The organism is Streptomyces sp. NPDC032940 (genome assembly GCF_040636935.1).
Classification (GTDB): Bacteria; Actinomycetota; Actinomycetes; order Streptomycetales; family Streptomycetaceae; genus Streptomyces.
In genome coordinates this window covers 89,549-108,674 of the sequence record NZ_JBEZVJ010000019.1, presented here as the reverse complement: position 1 = coordinate 108,674, position 19,126 = coordinate 89,549, and the positions used below count along the sequence as shown (strand labels likewise).

The following is a 19,126-nucleotide window of genomic DNA, read 5'->3' as shown; positions in this document are numbered from 1 at the left end:
CCCTCGAAGTCCGACGGACGCCTGGGTATCGAGCTCAATGACGAACGCACCATCCATATTTTGGACAGGGGGACCAGAATGTGGACTGTTTGGTCGCTGCGATCTTTGTATGGGCAAGATGCCCGCATGACTACGGAGATACGCAAGGCGTACCTACTGGCTGCTGAACAGGCCGTACAGCTCCTGGCCACCGAAGAGTTGGCGCGTCGCTGGGAGAAAGAGTCCGTGCTCCCAGGGATGTCGGTAGGCGGACTGGCCGGACACCTTGCGCGCAGCGTTCTGCAGGTCGAGTGGTTCCTTGACGGCCAGGTGGTCGGCGCGGAACCGGTGCACCCGGTGCACTACTACGCCAGGCTCGTGGGCACGTCCGTTCATGAGTCCGCGCTGAACGTCGGCGTGCGGGCGCGGAGCGAGGAGACAGCCGCAGCCGGCCCGACCGCCGTTGCCGAGCAGGCGCAGGCAGCATGGCAACGGCTGGCAGACCGGCTCGACAAGGAGCCAAGGGATCGGCGAGTGGCCATCCTCCATCGACCAGGAGAAGAGATGCTGCTCGACGGCTATCTTCAGACCCGCTGCGTCGAACTAGCAGTACATCTGGACGACTTGGCCCTGAGCGTGGGCGCTCGTCGCTCGGCCCCCGAAGCCGCACTGGCCATCGCAGTCGACGTGCTCGTCGCGGCTGCCCGCGAACGGCATGGCGATCAAGCCGTCATGTATGCGTTGGCCCGACGCGAACGTGACGTCGCCGAAGCCCTGCGAGTGCTGTAAGCAGTTTCACCCCCTATCGACGTCCGCTCCCACGAACATCGGGGAGACAGGCCCTACTGCTGTGACCGGGAAGGTTCACCGGGTCAGTGGGTGCCAGACAGCGTGGCGTCGATAGCGGGGGCAGGTTGACGGGTGTGCGGCAGCCGTTGACGGTGCGGGCCGCACGCTGGCGTGAGGAGCTCGGAAGAGATTGCTGCGCAGCTGGGGGAGTGTGCTGACGGCGAGAGAACTGGCTCGGTGGAAGTGCGCGTGGGTTCGGGCCCGTACGTGCTGGGCCAGGCTTTGTCGTACCCCCGGTGTAGCGTCCGGGCAGGAAGTCGGTTCATGCTCTGCGGTTGACGGAGGCGCGCGGATGACAAGTACGACAGACGAGACGTTGGTGGCGGTGCCCCGGCACATCAAGGCACCGGCGGTGAACGCCGAACTCGACGCGCTCAAGGGCGCCCTGAACGGCCAGCGCGCGCACGTCCTGGGAATCCTCGAAGGGCTCTCGGAGGAGGATCTGCGGCGGCCGGTGCTACCCAGCGGCTGGAACTGCCTGGCATTGCTGCGACACCTCACCCTGGATGTCGAACGCTTCTGGTTCCCCGGGGTGATCGCGGGCGAGCCGGATGTGGCCGGACAGCTCACGGCAGGCGCGGAGGCGCACTGGTATGTACCCGAGGGGATGAGCACCGAGGAGGTCTTCGCCGACTACCGGGCGGCCATCGCGCGGGCGGACGCCGTGCTCGCCGCCGCCACGCCTGAGCAGGAGCCCGCCGCCTGGCCCGTGGAGATCTGGCCGACCTGGCGGCTTCCTGACGTGCGACACATCCTGATCCACGTGCTGACCGAAGTTGCTTGCCACAGCGGCCACTTGGACTCGGTACGCGAACTGATCGACGGCACCACCTGGCTCGGCGGCAACCCTTACGCCGGCTGATTCTGCGGCCGGATGAGGCTCACCGAGTTCTTCAGGCCGCGGTGGCGAGGAGGCGTCCGCCCCAGCGGACACCCTTCTCACTGCGGATGCGGGCGCGTTCGCGACGCTGGGCGGCGAGGACTTCGCGGTGGCGGGCGTGGACGTTGCGCCAGCGCAGACAGGCGTGCAGGGCGCGGGTCTGAAGCACAGCTCGCCCCGGTTCTATTCGCCCAGCGCTTGATGGTGTCGCCCTTGCGCGCGGACAGGTTGTCCAAGATCACGTAGATCGGGTCGTCGTCCGGGCGGAGGGCGCGAATCGACCGCAGCGCGGCCAGGGTGTTCGCGGCGCCCTCCTTCCTGCGGTTGACGCCCCACAGGGTGTCGTCACCGGCCGAGTAGCAGCCGTGGAAGTAACGCACGCCGTGGGTGCGGTGGTAGGTCGGTAGGTCGCGGGATGCCGCCCGGGTCGGCCCTGCTCGGCCCCAGCATGACCCGGAGGTGGGCCGGAACCCGAGCGGCCCGGACTCGTCGAACGCGAACACCCGGTTCGGGAAGGCGCTCCAGCACCTCGCCGATCCGGTCCGGCTTGGCGTCGCGCTCCGGGTCTGGCGATTCCTTCCACGTCTTGGTCCGCCGGAAGGGCCACAGCGGTCGGATCGGACGTCAATCCATAACCAACCGCTCCGAGCACCGACCCGGTGAACCTTCCCGGTCACAGCACTAGAGCCGGAACCGTATGGGGCGCCAAGACCATCCCGCGCCGAGGACCGACTCTCGCAACACGTTGCTCATGTCGCGTGTGTCCCACGTCTTGACCCTACGTCGGCGGCCGTCAGGTCCCCGCTGGTAGGTCCACTCCACCGAGAACCCGCCACCACGTCCGTACTCGCGCGACGCGGACGACCTTCCTCTGGTGCTCGTGTGCTGTTCCTGCAGAACCCGCACCTCGTGCCGTTCCGCGTCCAGGCGCATCCTGAGCGTCAGACGCTGGTCGACCTGCTCACCGAACGTCCGGCGCGAGATGCTCCAGTCGGCCACGAGGTCGGCTTTCTCCGCAGGGCCGGCCGGCCGCACACGGTAGGGCACACCCGGCCCGTTCACCGAGAGCAGTGCGTCCCGGACCTCGGCAACGGCGAGCGGTGCGACGCCGCTCGCGGGACGGCTGGTTCCGGTCAATCGTTCGAAGAAGCCCACCGGTTCAGACTACGACGGGCAGACCCACGGCGGACTTCCTGGTCGCTACCGGCTCCCACACCGCCAGCTCGGGGATGCGGAGGACCCGGGTGCCTAGGGGATCCGGCCCGCGTTGGCCGTGGCGATGCGATCGGCGAGGGTACCGGCGAGTTGCCGGAGGCGGCCTGCTCGCTCCGGAGTCCCGTCGTCCAACTGGTGGGCTATGCCGATGAAGGCTCCGTGGCGGAACACCACGGTCCGGTCGAACATCGAAGCCGTCGGGCCGCTGTCCATCGCGAAACCCTGACTTTCCTCGCCGTAGTTGCCCAGGCCGGCGACTGTGCGCTCCTGGCCGGGGCCATGTTCCTCCATGCTGTTCACAAGGTCGACGTACGCCAGGTGGGCTGTCGCCGATTCGGGGAACGCCAGGACGAGGAACTCGGCATGATTTCCCGGATTGCTGTCCGCTGTCTCCCTTGGTCCATAGCTCACAAACCCGGCAGCGGTGGCGTCGTTCTGGCACACGGGTGCTGTCCGGCAGATGTGGATTCCCGCAGCGGACGTGCGGATGACCGGGGTGTCAGCCTGCGGATAGACACGGTCGTCCACAGAGTTCCGGTCAGGGAGGATCAGCCGGACCGTCTCAGTGGTAGGAGGCAGGGCGGACGCTGCCGTCGGCTTGGTGGACCCGGACGCGCCGGTTGCTGAGGGTGTGCCGTCCGGAGGTGCGTCGTCCCCCTGCACCAACTGCGCACCACCGTGTACCGCGAGCACCACGATCAGCACGGTCAGGAGCGCGCCCAGGGCAAGGGCCAGCCATCCCGAGCGTGTGTTGTTGATGGTGAGGGGGCCGAGCGCGATCTGGCTCCGCGACACCTTGCCGCCGTTCACCACCACACTGGCGACGTTCTGCTGCGAGGACGTCCGCAAGAGCATCGAGAGCCGCGCGGCGAACTGGGCATCGCCGGCGATGTTCTCAGCGACCACCTCCTCCACGCTGCGCACGGCCTGCTCGTCATCCGGCGCCGCATCCACGTCCGCCAGCGCGGCCCGCCCGGAGTCCGAAGAGCTGAGCCTGTCTCGGACGAGATCGGCTGCCGCAGTGCTTGCCGCACCGGAGGCCGCAGCTGCAACGGCCTGTGCTGCCATTGCCGCGAGATCAGGTATCTCCAAGATCAGTCCCCCCTGTCGTGCCAGTCCCCGCAGGCGACGTCGTCCCGAGGACGTGGCAGGCCCGGTCGATACAGCGGTGGCACGGCCCCGCACTTCTCGGAGCGGGGCTTCCCCGTATGCCCCTTGATCCCCACAATTCCCTTGCAGCACACCACTGTTGACGACTGTCAAAGGATCCGCTTCCCGGCGGGCGAACCGCTCGTGGAGAGTCTGCCAGGGCCCGTGCCGCATGGGCGCCGCGGGGCGAGGGACGGCAGTTCAGGCCGAGGTGTCCTGCTTGGGTGCGGCGGCATCGAGGCGGGTGCGGAGGGTGGCGGCGAAGTCCTCGGCACGGGTCAGCTGGATACGCAGTTCATCGATCTTGCGGCTGGCGTGCTGCTCGTAGCTCCTCACCCGTTCCAGGAGTGCCTCCCGCTGGGCACCGTCGGTTGACTCGGCACTGTCGAGGCGGTCGGTGGCGTCAAGGAGGTCACGCATCTGATCCAGGGTGAAACCGAGCGGCTTCATACGGCGGATGACCATGAGCCGCTGCACATCGGATTCCGTGTAGAGCCGGAAGCCGCCCTGGGAACGGGCGGAGGGGACGACCAGGCCGGTCTCCTCATAGTGCCGGATGGTGCGCAGGGACAGCTCCGTCCGCGCGGCGACCTCACCGATCTGCATGTGTTTGGCGTCCACGCCGGTGTCCCTGGCCCTTCCTGTCGTGGCGGGCTGCGTCCCGTACGACCCCACCGGTCTCTACTCTAACGTTAGGGTAGAGTTGATGACGGTGAGGGCGGCCCGGCCGCCCCGCCGCTGCCGTTCCGGGGCCGAGGGCGCCTCCGGCGAAGACCCGATTGTTGCAGGAGGCAGCGTGCGCGAGCCCATGACGCCGATCGCCGCCGTCTGCCCGCCGTGACCCTTCGCCCCCGGACGTGACCGGTCCGGCCGGGCACCGCCCAGGCCCGGCGCTCGCGTCCTCCACGACTTCTGGTCCTCATCGGGCCGCCCGCGGGATGCCGACCGGTCTCCCGCGCTCCTTCCCGCACGCCTCGGCCTGCCAGCGGCGTGCCTGAGCACGACGGGTACCCATCTCCTTGTCTTCTGCTGCTGTGACCCCCGCTGCGCGACTGCGCGGCCTCAAGCCCGACTGGCTGAACGACCCGAAGGTCTGGCGGACCGAGGTCCTGGCCGGTCTTGTCGTCGCCCTGGCTCTGATCCCCGAGGCCATCTCGTTCTCGATCATCGCCGGGGTCGACCCGGCGATCGGGCTGTTCGCCTCCTTCACCATGGCCGTCACCATCTCGATCGTCGGCGGGCGCCCCGCGATGATCTCCGCGGCCACCGGCGCGGTCGCCCTCGTCATCGCCCCCGTGAACCGCGAACACGGGCTGGGCCACCTGGTCGCGACCGTCATCCTCGCCGGCGCCTTCCAGATCGTCCTCGGCGCGGTCGGCGTGGCCAAGCTCATGCGCTTCGTGCCCCGCTCGGTGATGACCGGCTTCGTCAACGCCCTCGCCATCATGATCTTCATGGCCCAGGTGCCGGAGATGCACGACGTGCCCTGGCCCGTCTACCCGCTGATCATCGGCGGGCTCGCGCTGATGGTGTTCTTCCCCAAGGTCACCAAGGTGATTCCCGCCCCGCTCGTCTCCATCGTCGTCCTGACCGTCATCACGGTCGCGGCCGGTATCGCGGTGCCCACCGTCGGTGACAAGGGCGAACTGCCGTCCTCGCTGCCGGTGCCCGGCCTGCCGGACGTTCCCTTCACCCTGGACACCCTGGCGACCATCGCCCCGTACGCCCTCGCCATGGCTCTGGTCGGCCTGATGGAGTCGCTCATGACTGCCAAACTGGTCGACGACATCACCGACACCCACTCCTCCAAGACCCGCGAGTCCGTCGGCCAGGGCATCGCCAACATCGTCACCGGCTTCTTCGGCGGCATGGGCGGCTGCGCGATGATCGGCCAGACCATGATCAACGTGAAGGTCTCCGGCGCCCGTACCCGTCTCTCCACCTTCCTCGCCGGCTCGTTCCTGATGGTGCTGTGCATCGTCTTCGGCCCGGTCGTCTCCGACATCCCCATGGCCGCGCTGGTCGCCGTCATGGTCATGGTCGCCTTCGGCACCTTCGACTGGCGCTCCATCGCCCCCAAGACCCTCAAGCGGATGCCCGTCGGTGAGATCGCGGTCATGGTCATCACCGTGATCGTGGTGGTCGCCACCCACAACCTCGCCATCGGTGTCGTCGTCGGCACCATCACCGCCATGGTCGTCTTCGCCAAGCGCGTCGCCCGCCTCGCCCATGTCACCGCCGTCACCGACCCCGACGGCAGTACGGTCGTCTACTCCGTCACCGGAGAGCTGTTCTTCGCCTCCTCCAACGACCTCGTGGGCCAGTTCGACTACGCGAACGACCCGGAGAAGGTCGTCATCGACCTGTCCGCCGCCCACATCTGGGACGCCTCCTCCGTCGCCGCCCTGGACGCGATCGAGACCAGATACGCCCAGCGCGGCAAGACCGTCGAGATCACCGGCCTGAACGATCCCAGCGCCGACCTCCACGGCAAGCTCACCGGCGAACTCGCCGGCCACTGACCCTCGCGCCGCACACTCACAGCAGAGGACCCCGGCCCGACCGGCCGGGGTCCTGTCGTCGTCCTCGGGCACGCCACCGGCGCACACCGCCAGGCCCGGCGCGGCTCCGCGTGCCCGATCCCACCGTGCTCGTCCGGCGCCGCGTGCGGGTCCCGGGAGCGGTACGCCGGCCTACGGGCGCTGTTTCACCCGGTCGACGATCCCCCAGTCCACGACGTGCGACAGCTGGATGTACCTCTTCTGCCCCGAAGCCGAGATCCGCTCGTCGCGGAAGCCGAGGAACTCGTACGACACCGGGTCGAAGATCAGGTACTTGCTGTCGTAGGACCCGCGCCCGGTATGGGCGATGCCCACCCCGGTCCGCCCGGCGGAGTCCTTCACTCCCGGGATCGTCTTGACACCGGGTACGAGGGCCAGCGCCTCGTACGCCGCGGGGCGCAGTCCCCGGGGGAGCACCGGGTTCTTCAGGAGTTCGCCGAGCAACCAGTAGGCCTCGTACCGATCGAGCTCGTCGAGATCGCCGATCGACCGGTCGCCGGACCCGCTGGGGGAGCCGAGGGAGATGATGGCCAGGACGAGCTTCTCCGGGTCCTGGGGCATCCTGTTCAGCTCGCTCCACTTCCGGGGTGGCCACACCCCGCCGCCCTCGTCCGCGGGCTCCTCCCACATCTCGCGGCCCAGTTCCATGGACAAGGAGGGCTTGGAGGCATCCACCGAGTCCCACATCTCGTCGGTGTAGGTCTTGACCTCGCCGGTCTTCTGCTCCGTCTCCCGGATGATCCGCTTCGAATAGATGAACTGGTCGTCGCGCGGCGCCAACGGCTCCTTCTCCTGCTCGCGCTCCCACGCCGCCGCCCCGTTCAGCACCGTTGCGGCGGCGTTCTCCACCCGCGGGGTGCTCGTGCCGGGTGCGCGGCCCTCGCCGGAGCCGTCCGTGCCGATCAGCACCGCCGTCCCCGTGACCGCCGTGGCGACTCCTGCGGCCGCCGCGAGGCGCAGCGCATGGCGTCGACTGGGGCCGGTGCCGGTGTGCTTTCCCGCGTGGGCCATCGCCTTGAGCAACTGGTGCCGGGCCCGGTCCCGGGCCGGACCGGTGAGCGGGGCCTCGTCCGCGTCCCACGCCCTCAAGAGTTCGAGTTCGTCATTCATGGTCGGACACCTCTCGCAGTGCCGTCGGATCGGATCCGCCCAATGCTTCACGCAGCTTGCCGCGAGCCCGGTGCAGCCGTGATCTGACCGTTCCCACGGGGATATCGAGGGCCTGGGCCACCTCCCCGTAGCCGAGATCCCCCCAGGCCACCAGCAGAAGCACGTCCCGGTGCCGAGGGGACAGCGCGGCCAACGCCGCCGCCAGCTCACGGCGTACGGCCCGTGCCACCAGCCGGTCCGCGGCGCGGTCGGCCAGCGGCTCGTCGTGGTCGGCGAGGGCCGGGACGCGGGCCATGGCCTTGAACCGGCGGGCCTCGGCCCGACGATGCCGGCCGATCAAGTTGGTCGCTATGCCGAACAGCCAGGGCCGGGCGTCGGCGCCCGCTGCGCGGGCCGGGTCGTAGCGATGCCGCTGCTGGAAGGCGGTGGTGAAGGTCTCCGCCACGAGGTCATCGGCGACCTCGCCGCCGAGGCGGCGGGCCGCATAGCGGTGCACGGCGTCGGCGTGCCGGTCGAAGAGCGCGGCGAACGCCTCGGGTTCATCCCGGGACCGCGCGATCACTGAGGCGTCGCTCTCGGCATCGGCCCGCGCGGTGCCGATGCCGACGCCTGGTCCGACGGTCATCGGGGCTCCTCTCGTCCAAGGGACGCTCCTCGAATATCTGGGCTTTCACCCGTCCTTCGCCCATCGCGCCGAAGCGGTTCCCTCAGCCCCCCGCCGACACGGAGGTGCCAGCCACCTCGAAGCCGTCCAGGAAGCGGAGGCGATCACCCTCGACCAGGAGAGCCGCGGCACACTCGACGCGGTCCCGCACGCCCGGCCGCCACTCCACACCGGCCCGCCCGGTGCGGCCCTCGGTCAGAACGAGGCCGAGTGGGCCGGCCGGTACAAACCCTCACCGCGACCGGTGACGCAACCGGCGGGGCTTGCCCTGGGTCAGGGCGGGGCTACGACCAGGAGGTCGTCCACGCGGCTCGCTGGGGACTCCTTCGTCGTCTCGACGACGACGTGCCACATGCCGGGCGGCAGGACGAGGTCGGCGGTGTAGCTCCCGGTGCCGTCGGGACGGAGGCGGACAGGGCGGTCGTGGAGAGTTCCGTCGTGGCGCCGCAGCCAGGTGTCGAGGACGAGGTCGGGGCTGTCGGTGCGGACCCGGAGGGAGACGGCCCGTTCGGCCGTCGCCACGGAAGGCAGGTACAGGGACAGGGGACGGGCCGGTGCCAGGGTCGCCTCACGGGGGATCGCGGCGATCTTCTGCCCGAGGTTGCGCAACAACTCCGGGTGGCTGATCAGGCCGACGTGTCTCGCCGGATAGAACGTGGCGGGGGCGTCGTCGTCCCAGTGGGGAGGCACGCTGCTGAACCTGGGTACCGTCCCGTCGCCGCCGTAGTCGAGGCCGCGGTGCCGACGGGTGAAGCGGAGTTCGGACCGGCCGACCTCCACGCTCTGGTCCGTCGGCTGCCAGTCGCCCCCGAACACGTGCAGGAACCGGTCCGGCGTCACCGCCTCCCTCTCCGTGACGACGCCGTGGAAGCGGGCCGCGTGCTCCACGAGGTGCCGGCTGAGTCCGGGAACGCGGCCGTCCGCCAGAAGCACGGCCGCGGCGTCCCGCCCGCTCCCCGAGTCGTTCGCGTCCGGCGCCCCGCTCCCGTCGCCCGACGCAGTGACACAGGGGTAGACCGGAAGGAGTTCGGCGATCGACGGGAAGGTCTCCGCGACGGCGCGCAGTCGTTCCCCGAACCGGTCCATGGCGGGCGGCAGCAGATGACCCGTCAGGGCCCGTACCGCTTTCGTGGAACCCCGGTAGGGAGTACCGATGGTGTACAGCCGTCTGGTCATCTCCCCACCGCCCAGGACGTGCAGGAAGTAGCGGCCGATGAGGCCGCCCATGGAGTGGCAGACGAGCTGGAGCCGTGCGTCGCGACCGCCGCCCCCGTTCCTCCACTCGTGCAGCCACCTCGTGGCCCGGTCCAGGAGCAGGCGCGCGTTGTACGCGTTCGAGAGCCGCCAGTCGTACGGGAACAGCTTGAGCTGGCGCGCGGGATCTTTCAGACACGTTCTCAGATGCCGCACCAGTGCCGGATATCCCGCTCCCGACCAGAAGCCCGGCCAGACCTGCCATCCCGGCATCAACGACCGGGGCCGCAGGGCGTACCGCGCGGGCGGAGGGCCGTCGCCAAGGCCGGGCGGCAGCCGCAGGGACTCCAGGACCCCGGAGAAGCTCCCCAGGACGTGGGCCCCCATGGCGAGAGAGGTGTTCCACACCTCCCGACCGTCGGGCGTGCTCAGCACACTGCCGAGAATGCCCGGCACCACCACCACGAGATCGCGTTCCTGGAGGACGGCTTCCTCCCGATGCAGTGCCAACACGACACCACCCTCCCGCCGTGACGGAAAATCCCACCGAACCCGCCAAACGTCCTGCGGCGCGCACCCGAGGTGACAAAGATAGGAGAGTGCGTGAAGCAACGGGGGGTGAACGGGGCACCGTCCTCGACATCGTCGTGGACGAGTACGACGCTCCGACCTTCGAGAGGCTCAGTCTGCTGCGCCGACAGGTTCACGCGGTGGTCGACCTGCTGGTCGCCGGGGGCTTCCACCGCCACCCCGCCGGTGGGAGGCGGCGGGACGACCTGCGGCACCGCCCGCTCCGTGACCTCTTCTTCGACCTGAAGCTCCCCCCGGACACCCAGCGGCTGCTCGTCTACTGGGCCGGGCACGGCCGCCAGTTGCAGAACAGCGGCCTCTACCTGCTGTGCTCCGATTCCGGCCGCGACGCCGGGTCGGTCACCTCGGGCGACACCATCACGCCCGCCTACCTCGGGGAACACCTGGCGCTGAGCGGAGCCCGCGACATCGTCCTCGTCATGGACGCGTGCAGCTCCGGGAGCGGCGCCGGCCAGGCGGCCGACGCGTTCAGCCGGGTGGTGGACGAACGGCACATCGTTCCGAGGCCCAAGCTGGTGGTCGTGTCCTCGGCGGTCTCCGGAGAGCCCGCCGGGGAACGGGCTCTCACCGAAGCCCTGCGGGCCCTGCTGGAAGATCCGGAGGACCAGGTGGAGAAGCGAGGGTGGGGGCCTCGTGACCAGGGAATCAGGATCGACGAAATGATCAACGCGCTCGAGGCCCGGCTCGGCTCCCGCCAGCCGTTCGAGATCCGCACGACCGGCGTCTTCTCCACACCGTTCTTCCCGAATCCCCGTTACGACCCGGAACTGCCCGCCACCGAGCTCGAACGCCGCCGCACCAGGCCGGCCCTGCTGCGTGCCGACGTCCGTGAGCACTTCATGCTGAAGTTTCGCGGCATCGACGCCGTGGACGGCACGGGCTTCTTCTTCCGCGGACGCACCCGTGCCCTGCAATCGCTGGTGACATGGCTTCGCACGGCCGCCGGCGGCATGTTCGTCGTCACCGGGCCACCGGGCAGCGGCAAGTCGGCGTTGCTCGGGCGGCTCGCCGTGCTGTCCGACGCGTCGTACCGACAGGAGATCCGCGCGGCCGACCCGCATGCGGTCGACGGTGCGGACCCGGGCACCCTGCCCGACGTCGGCGCCATCGACGTGGGCGTCCACGCGCGCGACAAGGATGTGCTGGACTGCGTCGACGCGCTGGCGCGCACGCTGTCGCTGGAAGCACCCCGCGGCGGTTGGCGCACCCCGGAGCAGCTCGTCACCGCGGTCGGCCGGAGGCACGGCAGGCTCACCGTACTCGTCGACGCACTGGACGAGGCGCGGCCGCATGCGGTGGGCACCATCGCCGGACGCCTGCTGCGTCCGCTGGCCGATCTACCGGAAGTGAAGGTGCTCGTCGGCACCCGTCGCCGCGCCGTCGAAGTGCGGGACTCCGCCTCCCGAGACCTGCTCAAGGTCTTGGCACCCGAACCGGGGTGCCTTCTGGACCTCCACCAGGACTCCGACGCGGTGGACGACGTCGAGGCGTATGCGTACAAACGCCTCACCGACCTGGAGGGGTCGCCGTACGCTCTCGCCGACTCCGGGCTCACCAGGCAGACGGCCCGGCGCGTCGCGCGGGAGAGCGAGTCGGTGTTCCTGCTGGCCCGGCTGTTCACCCGGGCGCTGGCCGGCCGCTCCGACATCCTGGACCCGGACGGCCCGGAGGCGCGCGAGATCTTCCGCAGCCGCGACGTGGCCGAGGTCTTCGCGGCCGACCTGGCCCGTTACGGCGGCACACTGCGGCAGAAGGTCACCGACCTGCTCGCCCCGCTCGCCTGGGCGCTGGGCCCGGGGCTGCCCAGGCGGGCTGTCTGGGCCACCGCGGCCACGGCCCTCACCCGCGGTGCGCGGGCCTACACGGAGGCCGACGTGGCCTGGGTCATGACCCACGCCGGTGCGCACCTGATCGAGGCCGGAGAGGAGGGCGAGAGCGTCTACCGGCTCTACCACCAGGCCTACGCGGACTACCTGCGCGGCACCGTCGGCGAGGCGGACCACGTGCCCGCCCTCGTGTACGAGGCCGTCCTGGACACCGTTCCCCGCGTCGACGGCCGACGGGACTGGGAACACGCCACCCGGTACGTGCTCAAGCACCTCCCGGCCTACGCCCTGGCCGCCGGCCGGCTCGGCCACCTCCTTGGGAAGACCGGCATCCTGCCGTACGCGGACCCGGCCCGGATGATGCGGGTCCTCAACTCTCCTGAGCAACAGGGACGTTCCCTGCCGCGCCTGTATCTGCGAGTCTGGGACGAGTTGCGGAACCTGTCCCCGGAGGACCGGGCAGCCGTGCTGTGCCTGCGCGCCGGCGTCGACGAACCGGACGCGCTGCCGCGACTGGGGACAGAGGCGCTGCTGGGCTGGCGTGTGCGGTGGGGCACCGGACGCAGGACGAATTTCCACGGTGTGCTCGTCGGCGGGCCGACCGGTGCGGTGACCGCGGTCGCCATCGACCTGGCCCCGTACGGCGCGCTCACCGTGGCGGCCGGCGACGACCGAGGCACGGTCCGCCTGTGGGACGGCGCTTCAGGAGAATTGGTGCACACGCTGCTCACGGGCGAGGCCCCCGTCACCGCGGTCGGACTCGTCCGTAGCAGGGGCCGGCTGCTGCTCGCCGCCGCTGCGGGCCGTGCGGTGTGCCTGTGGGACGTTCACGACGGCGCGCGGTCGGGGAACCCCTGTCGTCACCGTCGGACCGTGAGGGCCATGGCCCTCAGCGCCACCGAGCAGGGCGAACCGCTGCTCGTGACGAGCACCCGGGGCGGCCGCCTCCGCCTCTGGGACACCGACCGGGGTGAACCGTCGCAGGTCTGGCACGGCGGCGGTCTCGGCACGCCCGCACTCAGCCTCACCGCACTACCCGGCATCGGTGACGTGCTCGTCGCCGCCCACACCACAGGCGGTATCAGCACCTGGAAGCTCGCGCCCTCACCCGGTGCGCGCGAGCCGCGGTTGTGGTGGCGCGTATGGCCGGGCCAGTTGCGCGCCCGCCACGGAATCGCCGTAGCGGCGGTCGACGGACGTGCCGTCGTCGTGGCCCGCGGTGGCACGTTCGTGGACGGAATGCGCTGCCTGGACCTGCGGACCGGGAAGCCGGTCGATGAGGAGCAGACCGACGGCCCGAAGGAACCTGCGGACGACGGATTCACGACCCTGGCCGTGGGAGTCACCCCCGAGTGCGTGGGCGGTGTCAAGGATGATCCGGCGGCATTCGTGGTCGGCGGGCCGGAAGGGAAGGTTCGGCTCAGGAGCGGACGCGGTCCCGTGGGCGGCTGGACGGGCCATTCCGGTGACGTCCGGGCCGTGGCGGGCGTGCGCAGCCCTGACGGCGACACCTTCGTCGTCAGCGGAAGCCAGGACGGAACCGTACGGCTGTGGAACACGGCGGTCTCGACCACGGACGACAACGCGCAGCACGACGAGTCGCACGAGGAGGTCGTCACCTGCGCCGATCTCGTCGCGCTGCCCGACGGCCGCCTGCGGCTGGCCACCGGCAGCGCGGACGGAACCGTGTGGATCTGGGACGGCAGGACAGGGCGGCGGATCGCCCGCTGCGCAGTCGACGCGGAGGTCGAGTTCGTCCCCTCCATGAGTGAGGATGGCACTGGGAATTGGGGGAACCTCGTCCGCTACGTCAGGTCGGGCCACGACGAAAAGGTCAGCGCGATCTCGTGGGTGCCGGCCGGCGACGAGCACACCGCGGTCCTGGTCTCCGGCAGCGTGGAGAAGTCCGTCCAGTTCTGGAACGCGGACGGAACCCCGCTCGTGCGGTACGAGGGCAAGGGGCCGGTGACCGCGCTGACGGCGGCTGCCCCCGACAAGGGCGACGGCGGTCTCGTCGTGGTCGGCCACCCCCGCGGGGTCGCTCGGTACGACGGCAGAGGCAGGGAGTTGCCCGCCCGGCTCGGCTCTCGCCCGCGGCTGCTGCGCAGCCATCGCCGCCAGGTCGCCGCGGTGGCCCTCGTTCCCCGTCCCGACGGGCAGACATGGCTGGCGAGCGGCGACCGTGGCGGCGGCATCACGCTGTGGGACTCCACCAGCAGGCGGATCGGACGGCTGCGCGGCCCAGGTGACGGAGGCAAGGCCCACCGGGGCCCCGTACGCAGCCTCGTCCCCGTCACCGCCCCCGGCGCCGAAGGCTGCTCCCTGCTGGTCAGCGCCTGCCCGGATGTCGTTCGCCTGTGGGACCCGGCGTCCCGGTCGGTCCTGGCGGAGCTCGGCCATGGGCCGGTCGGCGCGGTCGCGGCGGCGGCCGCGGGAGACGGACGGATCCTGGTCGCCGTGGCCAGTGGCGACCGGACCGTGGAGATCTGGGACGCGCGGGCGGAGACCCGGATCGCCGCCGTCCGCGGGCTGTCCCCGCGAATCTCGGCCCTGAGCATGGTGTGTGACCGTCACGCGTCCGGAAGGGTCTGGCTTGCCGTGGGCCACGGCCGAACCGTCCACGTCGTGGAACTGCTGGAGCCCTCCGGCCACAGGGTTCGTGAGGAGACACGATGACCGGCACGGTCCGGCACACGCGTGTACGGCGATACCACCACGCCGCGCGTCCTCCTGAGCACACGCTGCGCCGTGGAGAACGTAAATGCGTCGACAACGCCCCTCGACACCCGGCAAAGTGGCCGACCGTGACGAGCAGCGAACTGTGGACCCGCGCGACCGCCGACCGTTATGACGCCGAGGAGGCCGAAGCATCCTCGGCTGCCGTCCTCGGACCGACTATCGCCTTCCTCGCCGAGCTCGCCGGAGACGGCCGGGCACTGGAGTTCGCCGTCGGAACCGGCCGAGTGGGGATCCCGCTACGGGAACGGGGCGTGCCGGTAGTGGGCATCGAACTGTCCGAGCACATGGCAGCGGTGCTGCGGCGCAAGATCGACGAGCACACACTCCCGGTAGTCATGGGGGACATGGCCACCACCGTCGTACCCGGTCAGTTCTCCCTGGTCTATCTCGTCTACAACACGATCACGAACCTGCTCACTCAGGACGAGCAGGTCGAGTGTTTCCGAAACGCCGCACGGCATCTGGAGCCCGGCGGCCGATTCGTCATCGAGCTGGGCGTGCCGCCGCTGCGATTCCTGCCGCCGGGCCAGGTCGCGGTGCCGTTCGACCTCTCGGAGCAGCATCTCGGCTTCGACACCTTCGACCTGGTCGAGCAGATTCTCGTCTCGCACCACTTCACCCGCGACGGCGACGATGGCCGGTACCGCCGCGACAACTCCCGCCACCGGTACGCCTGGCCGGCAGAACTCGACCTGATGGCACGGATCGCCGGACTCGAGCTGGAACGTCGCGTCTCGGACTGGGACGGGGCTCCGTTCACCCAGGACTCCGCGAAGCACATCTCCGTGTGGCGCAAGCCGGCCTGAGGTCGGCCACTGGGCCGGCACCAGGAGAAGAGGACCTTGTGGTTGCCGTCGCGTTTCTCCCCGTCGATCCGCAGGCGGCGGAGCCCGCTCCAGGACCCAGCGCGGGGCTGCTGAATCGGGAGCCGTGCTCACGCCGAAGGCAACAGCCGTGCGGCCAGGCTCCGCAGCGGGTGGAGGGGACAGCCGCGACGTCGAGGTCGCCGGGCCCCACGGCCAAGCCGTGGGCGGCCGGCGGCCGACCGGGTCGGTCAGAGCCTTCACACAAACCGTCCATAGCGGCACAGGCCGAGCAGACCGGCGTGCGTATCCGGCCAACGGTGGTGCAAACCAGATGGTTTCGGAGTACGTGAGTTTCCGTTGCGTGTTTTGCTCGTTGGCCTGTTGTGACCAGTGGATCATGCGTGGGCCAGACACGAAGCGGGCCAAGGGCGGAAGCGCCGCTCTCCATGCAGGGGGTGTGGAAGTCCTACGGGACGCGTGCGGTATTGCGCGGAGTCGATGTGGTGGTCGAACCGGGCTCTCTGGTGGGCCTGGTCGGCGAGAACGGCGCCGGCAAGACCACCCTGTTGCGCGTGATGGTGGGTGAGCTGGCACCCGACCGAGGCACCGTGCTCCGTCAGGGCGAGGTGGGGTACTCTCCGCAGGACACCGTGATCAATCCGCTGCTGACCGTGGCACAGCATCTCGAACTGTTCCAGGTGGCCTACCGGCTGCCCGATGTGGAGCGGGCCAGGACGTTGCTGGGGGCGCTGGGCTGCCGGGACGTGCTGGAGCAGCGGGCAGGGACGCTGTCAGGTGGAACCCGGCAGAAGCTGAACCTGGTGCTGGCGCTGATGCACCAGCCGACACTGCTGGTCCTGGACGAGCCGTATCAGGGTTTCGACTGGGACACCCATCAGGCGTTCTGGCGTCTTGCACATGACCTGCGCGACGGTGGGCAGTCCGTGGTCGTGGTCTCGCACCTCATCCACGACCTGCAGCGCTTCGACACGGTCCACGAACTGCGCGACGGGGTGCTGATCGAGGGAGCGCGAGCCCTATGACCACCCGCACCACCTCGTTCACCACGGCGCTGCGGTTCGTACTGGCAGCCCATGTACGCAACCGTCTCGCGCTGTTCCTCGCGGTTGCCTTCCCACTGGTGTGGATCTTCCTGACCCGGACGTACGGCTACCACGTGACGCTGCACTTCCAGGTGTTCCCGGCCGGCGGCTACATCAATGCCGACAACAACCGCACCATGCAGCTCAACAGCGCCATGAACGCGGTCACCGTGACCACGGGATTCATGACGTTCATGGAGACCCTCAAATCCGGCCCGCTGGACCGGCGTCTGGTCCTGGCCGGATACCGACGGCATCATCTGATGGCGGCGAAGGTGGCCGCGCTGCTCGTCATCGCCGCCGCGCTCGCCGCGTACACGGTCCTGCTGCTGCGACTGTCCTTTCACCAGGAGCAGATGGGGGCGCTGGCGCTGGCGTTCTTCACCGCGAACGCCGCGTTCGGCGGAATCGGAATCATGCTGGGCACCCTCCTGCGGGGCGAACTGGAGGGGTTCTTCGCGATCATCATGACCAGCATCATCGACAACGGGCTGCAGAACCCGGGCATGAACCCGCCGGCCGACCAGCCGGGCCTGCGGCTCCTTCCCCTGCACGGTCCGTCCCAAGCCGCCTGGGCCTCAGCCTTCACCGAGGCATGGCCCGGCGCGTACGCGGTGCGGGGGCTGGTGTGGTTCGCACTGACCGCGACCGCCGGACTGCTGATCTTCAACCGGCGCACTCGCTCCCATCACCGACCACGCCCGCACAGCACCTCGGCACGCCTGCCCGCACAGGCACCGGGCAGCGGAGCAGCCGCCGGCACCGTTGCCGGTGCCCGACCGGCGCACGAGAGGATCGAGGCACACCCGGCCGCAGGTCCCGGCGGCGACTCGGAACCAGGCACCGGACCCGCCGCGAACACCGGAACGGCGGGCGCCGAGCGGGCGAGGACCTGGCCTCCTGCCGGGCCGCAGGGCGATGGCACACACGAGACGATCGCAACTCAAGACCGGCAGACCGCTGCCATGCTCTGCTCGGGCAACCCGCTTCCCGGTCTCCGCCGGCACAACGCTGCTCCAAACAGTCAGAGCGGAACACCGGAAAAACAGAGCGGGTACACAGCAAAGACGCTGGAACGAGACATCGGGCTTCTGTACCCGGTTCTGCCGCATCCCGCGACGGCCAGGGACCTCATGACCACCGTGCGGACAGAGAGCCTCCTTCCTCACTCCACCCGGCGCCTGCAGCAGCGGCTGCACACAGGGCTCATCGCACCCGTGCGGGAGACCGTGGAACACGGCGGCCGACGCTGGAGGCCGACACTCGCGGCTGCCGTGGCCGAGGCCCTGGGCGCCGACAGCCGCCCCTACGGGCCTTTGTGGGCGGCCTGCGAACTCCTGCACACCGGGTCACTGATCATCGACGACATCCAGGACCAAGCCCCGCTGCGCCGAGGACGCCCCTGCACCCATCTCGTCCACGGCAGTGCCACCGCCATCAATGCCGGCACCGCCGCCTACTTCGCCATGCACCGGGCCATCCAGCACGCTCTGCCCGAGGATCCCCGCCTGCGCAGCACGGTGTACGAGGTGTATCTCGACGCACTGCAGGCTGCACACTGCGGGCAGGCGCTCGACCTCCAGGGACATCACGAGGAGATGACCTCCGCACTGGAGACCGGGGACACCCGCGTTCTGAAGCAGTTGGTGACCGTCACCCACCGGCTGAAGTCCGGCGTCCCCGTCGGGGCTGCGTTCCGCATCGCCGCCGTGGTGGCCACGGCCAGCGTGCCGCAGTGCGAAGCGGTCGCCGCTCTGGGCGAAGCCGTCGGCACCGCGTACCAGATCACCGACGACATCGCCGACTTGCGCTGCGTGAGCCGGCAGGGCACCGCGACCAAACGCGTGGCCGAGGATCTCCTCAACGCCAAGGTCACCTACCCCCTCGTCCACGCCCTTGCGCGGCTGCCACACGACGAAGCCTGTCGGCTCTGGCACCAGGTGCGCTCCGGCCTCGACCCGGACGACGCGGTCCGTGCCGCCCGCCGCATCACTGAATGCGGCGCCCTGGAGACCTGCGCGGACGAAGCCGACCGGATGGTCCACGACGCATGGGCTCAAGCATCAGCCGTGCTTCCCCAGTCACCGGCCACCGAGTCACTGGGCAGGATCTGCGCCGAGGCCCTCCGCTCCCGGGTCGCTTGACGTCCCGACCAGACCGGAGGTGCCAGAACGGCTGCGAGGGCAGCCGCGGCCCGGGCGGCACGAGTGGCAGGGGCGAACGCGCAGCATCACCGAGAGGCAGCCGGACATGGGCCGGTGGCTCGACCGCGAGGTGTGTCCCTGCGCCGTCACCGAAGCGGGCACACCGTCTCCCGCCGCCGGTCGCGGCGGGACACGGGACCGTAGCAGGCCACCGACGGTGGTGACGGCTCGCCCGCGCAGCACCGGATCGCCCGGCCGTTCAGCCGGCCGGCACCCGCACTGCGCAGGCCGTCCCCCCGACCGGCATGTGAACGCC

13 protein-coding genes and 1 pseudogene are annotated in these 19,126 nt (G+C 70.0%); 7 read left to right on the top strand and 7 right to left on the bottom strand.

Going from position 1 to position 19,126, the window contains the following annotated elements:
• Positions 1-126 precede the first annotated feature (126 nt).
• Positions 127-768 (top strand): maleylpyruvate isomerase N-terminal domain-containing protein, encoded by a 642-nt coding sequence (locus tag AB0E77_RS22570; protein WP_361573361.1) that lies wholly within the window; start codon positions 127-129, stop codon positions 766-768.
• A 412-nt stretch (positions 769-1,180) separates the two neighbouring features.
• Positions 1,181-1,690 (top strand): DinB family protein, encoded by a 510-nt coding sequence (locus tag AB0E77_RS22565; protein WP_361573359.1) that lies wholly within the window; start codon positions 1,181-1,183, stop codon positions 1,688-1,690.
• A gap of 31 nt (positions 1,691-1,721) precedes the next feature.
• On the opposite strand, the pseudogene AB0E77_RS22560 reads toward AB0E77_RS22565, so the two are convergent.
• The 4 genes and pseudogenes from AB0E77_RS22560 to AB0E77_RS22545 all read right to left on the bottom strand — a co-directional run.
• Positions 1,722-2,308: pseudogene (locus AB0E77_RS22560) on the bottom strand (IS630 family transposase); the annotation flags it as partial.
• An 81-nt stretch (positions 2,309-2,389) separates the two neighbouring features.
• Positions 2,390-2,863 (bottom strand): hypothetical protein, encoded by a 474-nt coding sequence (locus AB0E77_RS22555; RefSeq protein ID WP_361573357.1) that lies wholly within the window; start codon positions 2,861-2,863, stop codon positions 2,390-2,392.
• 93 nt (positions 2,864-2,956) lie between these two features.
• A complete protein-coding gene (locus tag AB0E77_RS22550) occupies positions 2,957-3,991 on the bottom strand; it encodes a hypothetical protein (RefSeq protein WP_361573355.1) in 1,035 nt (344 codons plus the stop codon).
• A 282-nt stretch (positions 3,992-4,273) separates the two neighbouring features.
• Positions 4,274-4,693: a MerR family transcriptional regulator gene (locus AB0E77_RS22545; RefSeq protein ID WP_361573353.1), complete on the bottom strand. Its 420-nt coding sequence runs from the start codon at positions 4,691-4,693 to the stop codon at positions 4,274-4,276.
• Between the two features lie 398 nt (positions 4,694-5,091).
• On the opposite strand from AB0E77_RS22545, the gene AB0E77_RS22540 reads away from it, so the two are divergent.
• Complete coding sequence (locus AB0E77_RS22540) at positions 5,092-6,594, top strand: SulP family inorganic anion transporter (protein ID WP_361573351.1); 1,503 nt, start codon at positions 5,092-5,094, stop codon at positions 6,592-6,594.
• Positions 6,595-6,765: 171 nt separating this feature from the next.
• Here the strand turns inward: AB0E77_RS22540 and AB0E77_RS22535 are convergent, their stop codons facing one another.
• The 3 genes from AB0E77_RS22535 to AB0E77_RS22525 all read right to left on the bottom strand — a co-directional run bounded on the left by AB0E77_RS22535 (position 6,766) and on the right by AB0E77_RS22525 (position 10,114).
• Positions 6,766-7,743, bottom strand: coding sequence for a CU044_5270 family protein (locus AB0E77_RS22535; protein WP_361573349.1), 978 nt, complete (start codon positions 7,741-7,743; stop codon positions 6,766-6,768).
• A complete protein-coding gene (locus tag AB0E77_RS22530; protein ID WP_361573347.1) occupies positions 7,736-8,368 on the bottom strand; it encodes an RNA polymerase sigma factor in 633 nt (210 codons plus the stop codon). The genes AB0E77_RS22535 and AB0E77_RS22530 overlap by 8 nt, the downstream gene beginning before the upstream one ends.
• A gap of 312 nt (positions 8,369-8,680) precedes the next feature.
• Complete coding sequence (locus tag AB0E77_RS22525) at positions 8,681-10,114, bottom strand: hypothetical protein (protein WP_361573345.1); 1,434 nt, start codon at positions 10,112-10,114, stop codon at positions 8,681-8,683.
• 86 nt (positions 10,115-10,200) lie between these two features.
• Between AB0E77_RS22525 and AB0E77_RS22520 the strand changes: the two genes are divergently transcribed.
• The 4 genes from AB0E77_RS22520 (at position 10,201) to AB0E77_RS22505 (ending at position 18,810) form a co-directional block, all read left to right on the top strand.
• Complete coding sequence (locus AB0E77_RS22520) at positions 10,201-14,694, top strand: AAA family ATPase (RefSeq protein WP_361573343.1); 4,494 nt, start codon at positions 10,201-10,203, stop codon at positions 14,692-14,694.
• A 128-nt stretch (positions 14,695-14,822) separates the two neighbouring features.
• On the top strand, positions 14,823-15,563 hold the full coding sequence (locus AB0E77_RS22515; protein WP_361573414.1) for a class I SAM-dependent methyltransferase: 741 nt from the start codon (positions 14,823-14,825) through the stop codon (positions 15,561-15,563).
• Positions 15,564-16,009: 446 nt separating this feature from the next.
• Positions 16,010-16,606, top strand: a complete 597-nt coding sequence (locus AB0E77_RS22510) for an ABC transporter ATP-binding protein (RefSeq protein WP_361573412.1) — start codon at positions 16,010-16,012, stop codon at positions 16,604-16,606.
• Complete coding sequence (locus AB0E77_RS22505) at positions 16,603-18,810, top strand: polyprenyl synthetase family protein (RefSeq protein ID WP_361573341.1); 2,208 nt, start codon at positions 16,603-16,605, stop codon at positions 18,808-18,810. The genes AB0E77_RS22510 and AB0E77_RS22505 overlap by 4 nt, the downstream gene beginning before the upstream one ends.
• The last annotated feature ends 316 nt before the right edge of the window (positions 18,811-19,126 follow it).

Coding starts and splice junctions, on each gene's coding strand:
- AB0E77_RS22570 (WP_361573361.1), top strand. CDS start 127: ATGACTACGGAGATACGCAAGGCGTACCTACTGGCTGCTGAACAGGCC.
- AB0E77_RS22550 (WP_361573355.1), bottom strand. CDS start 3,991: ATGGCAGCACAGGCCGTTGCAGCTGCGGCCTCCGGTGCGGCAAGCACT.
- AB0E77_RS22535 (WP_361573349.1), bottom strand. CDS start 7,743: ATGAATGACGAACTCGAACTCTTGAGGGCGTGGGACGCGGACGAGGCC.
- AB0E77_RS22530 (WP_361573347.1), bottom strand. CDS start 8,368: ATGACCGTCGGACCAGGCGTCGGCATCGGCACCGCGCGGGCCGATGCC.
- AB0E77_RS22510 (WP_361573412.1), top strand. CDS start 16,010: ATGCAGGGGGTGTGGAAGTCCTACGGGACGCGTGCGGTATTGCGCGGA.
- AB0E77_RS22505 (WP_361573341.1), top strand. CDS start 16,603: ATGACCACCCGCACCACCTCGTTCACCACGGCGCTGCGGTTCGTACTG.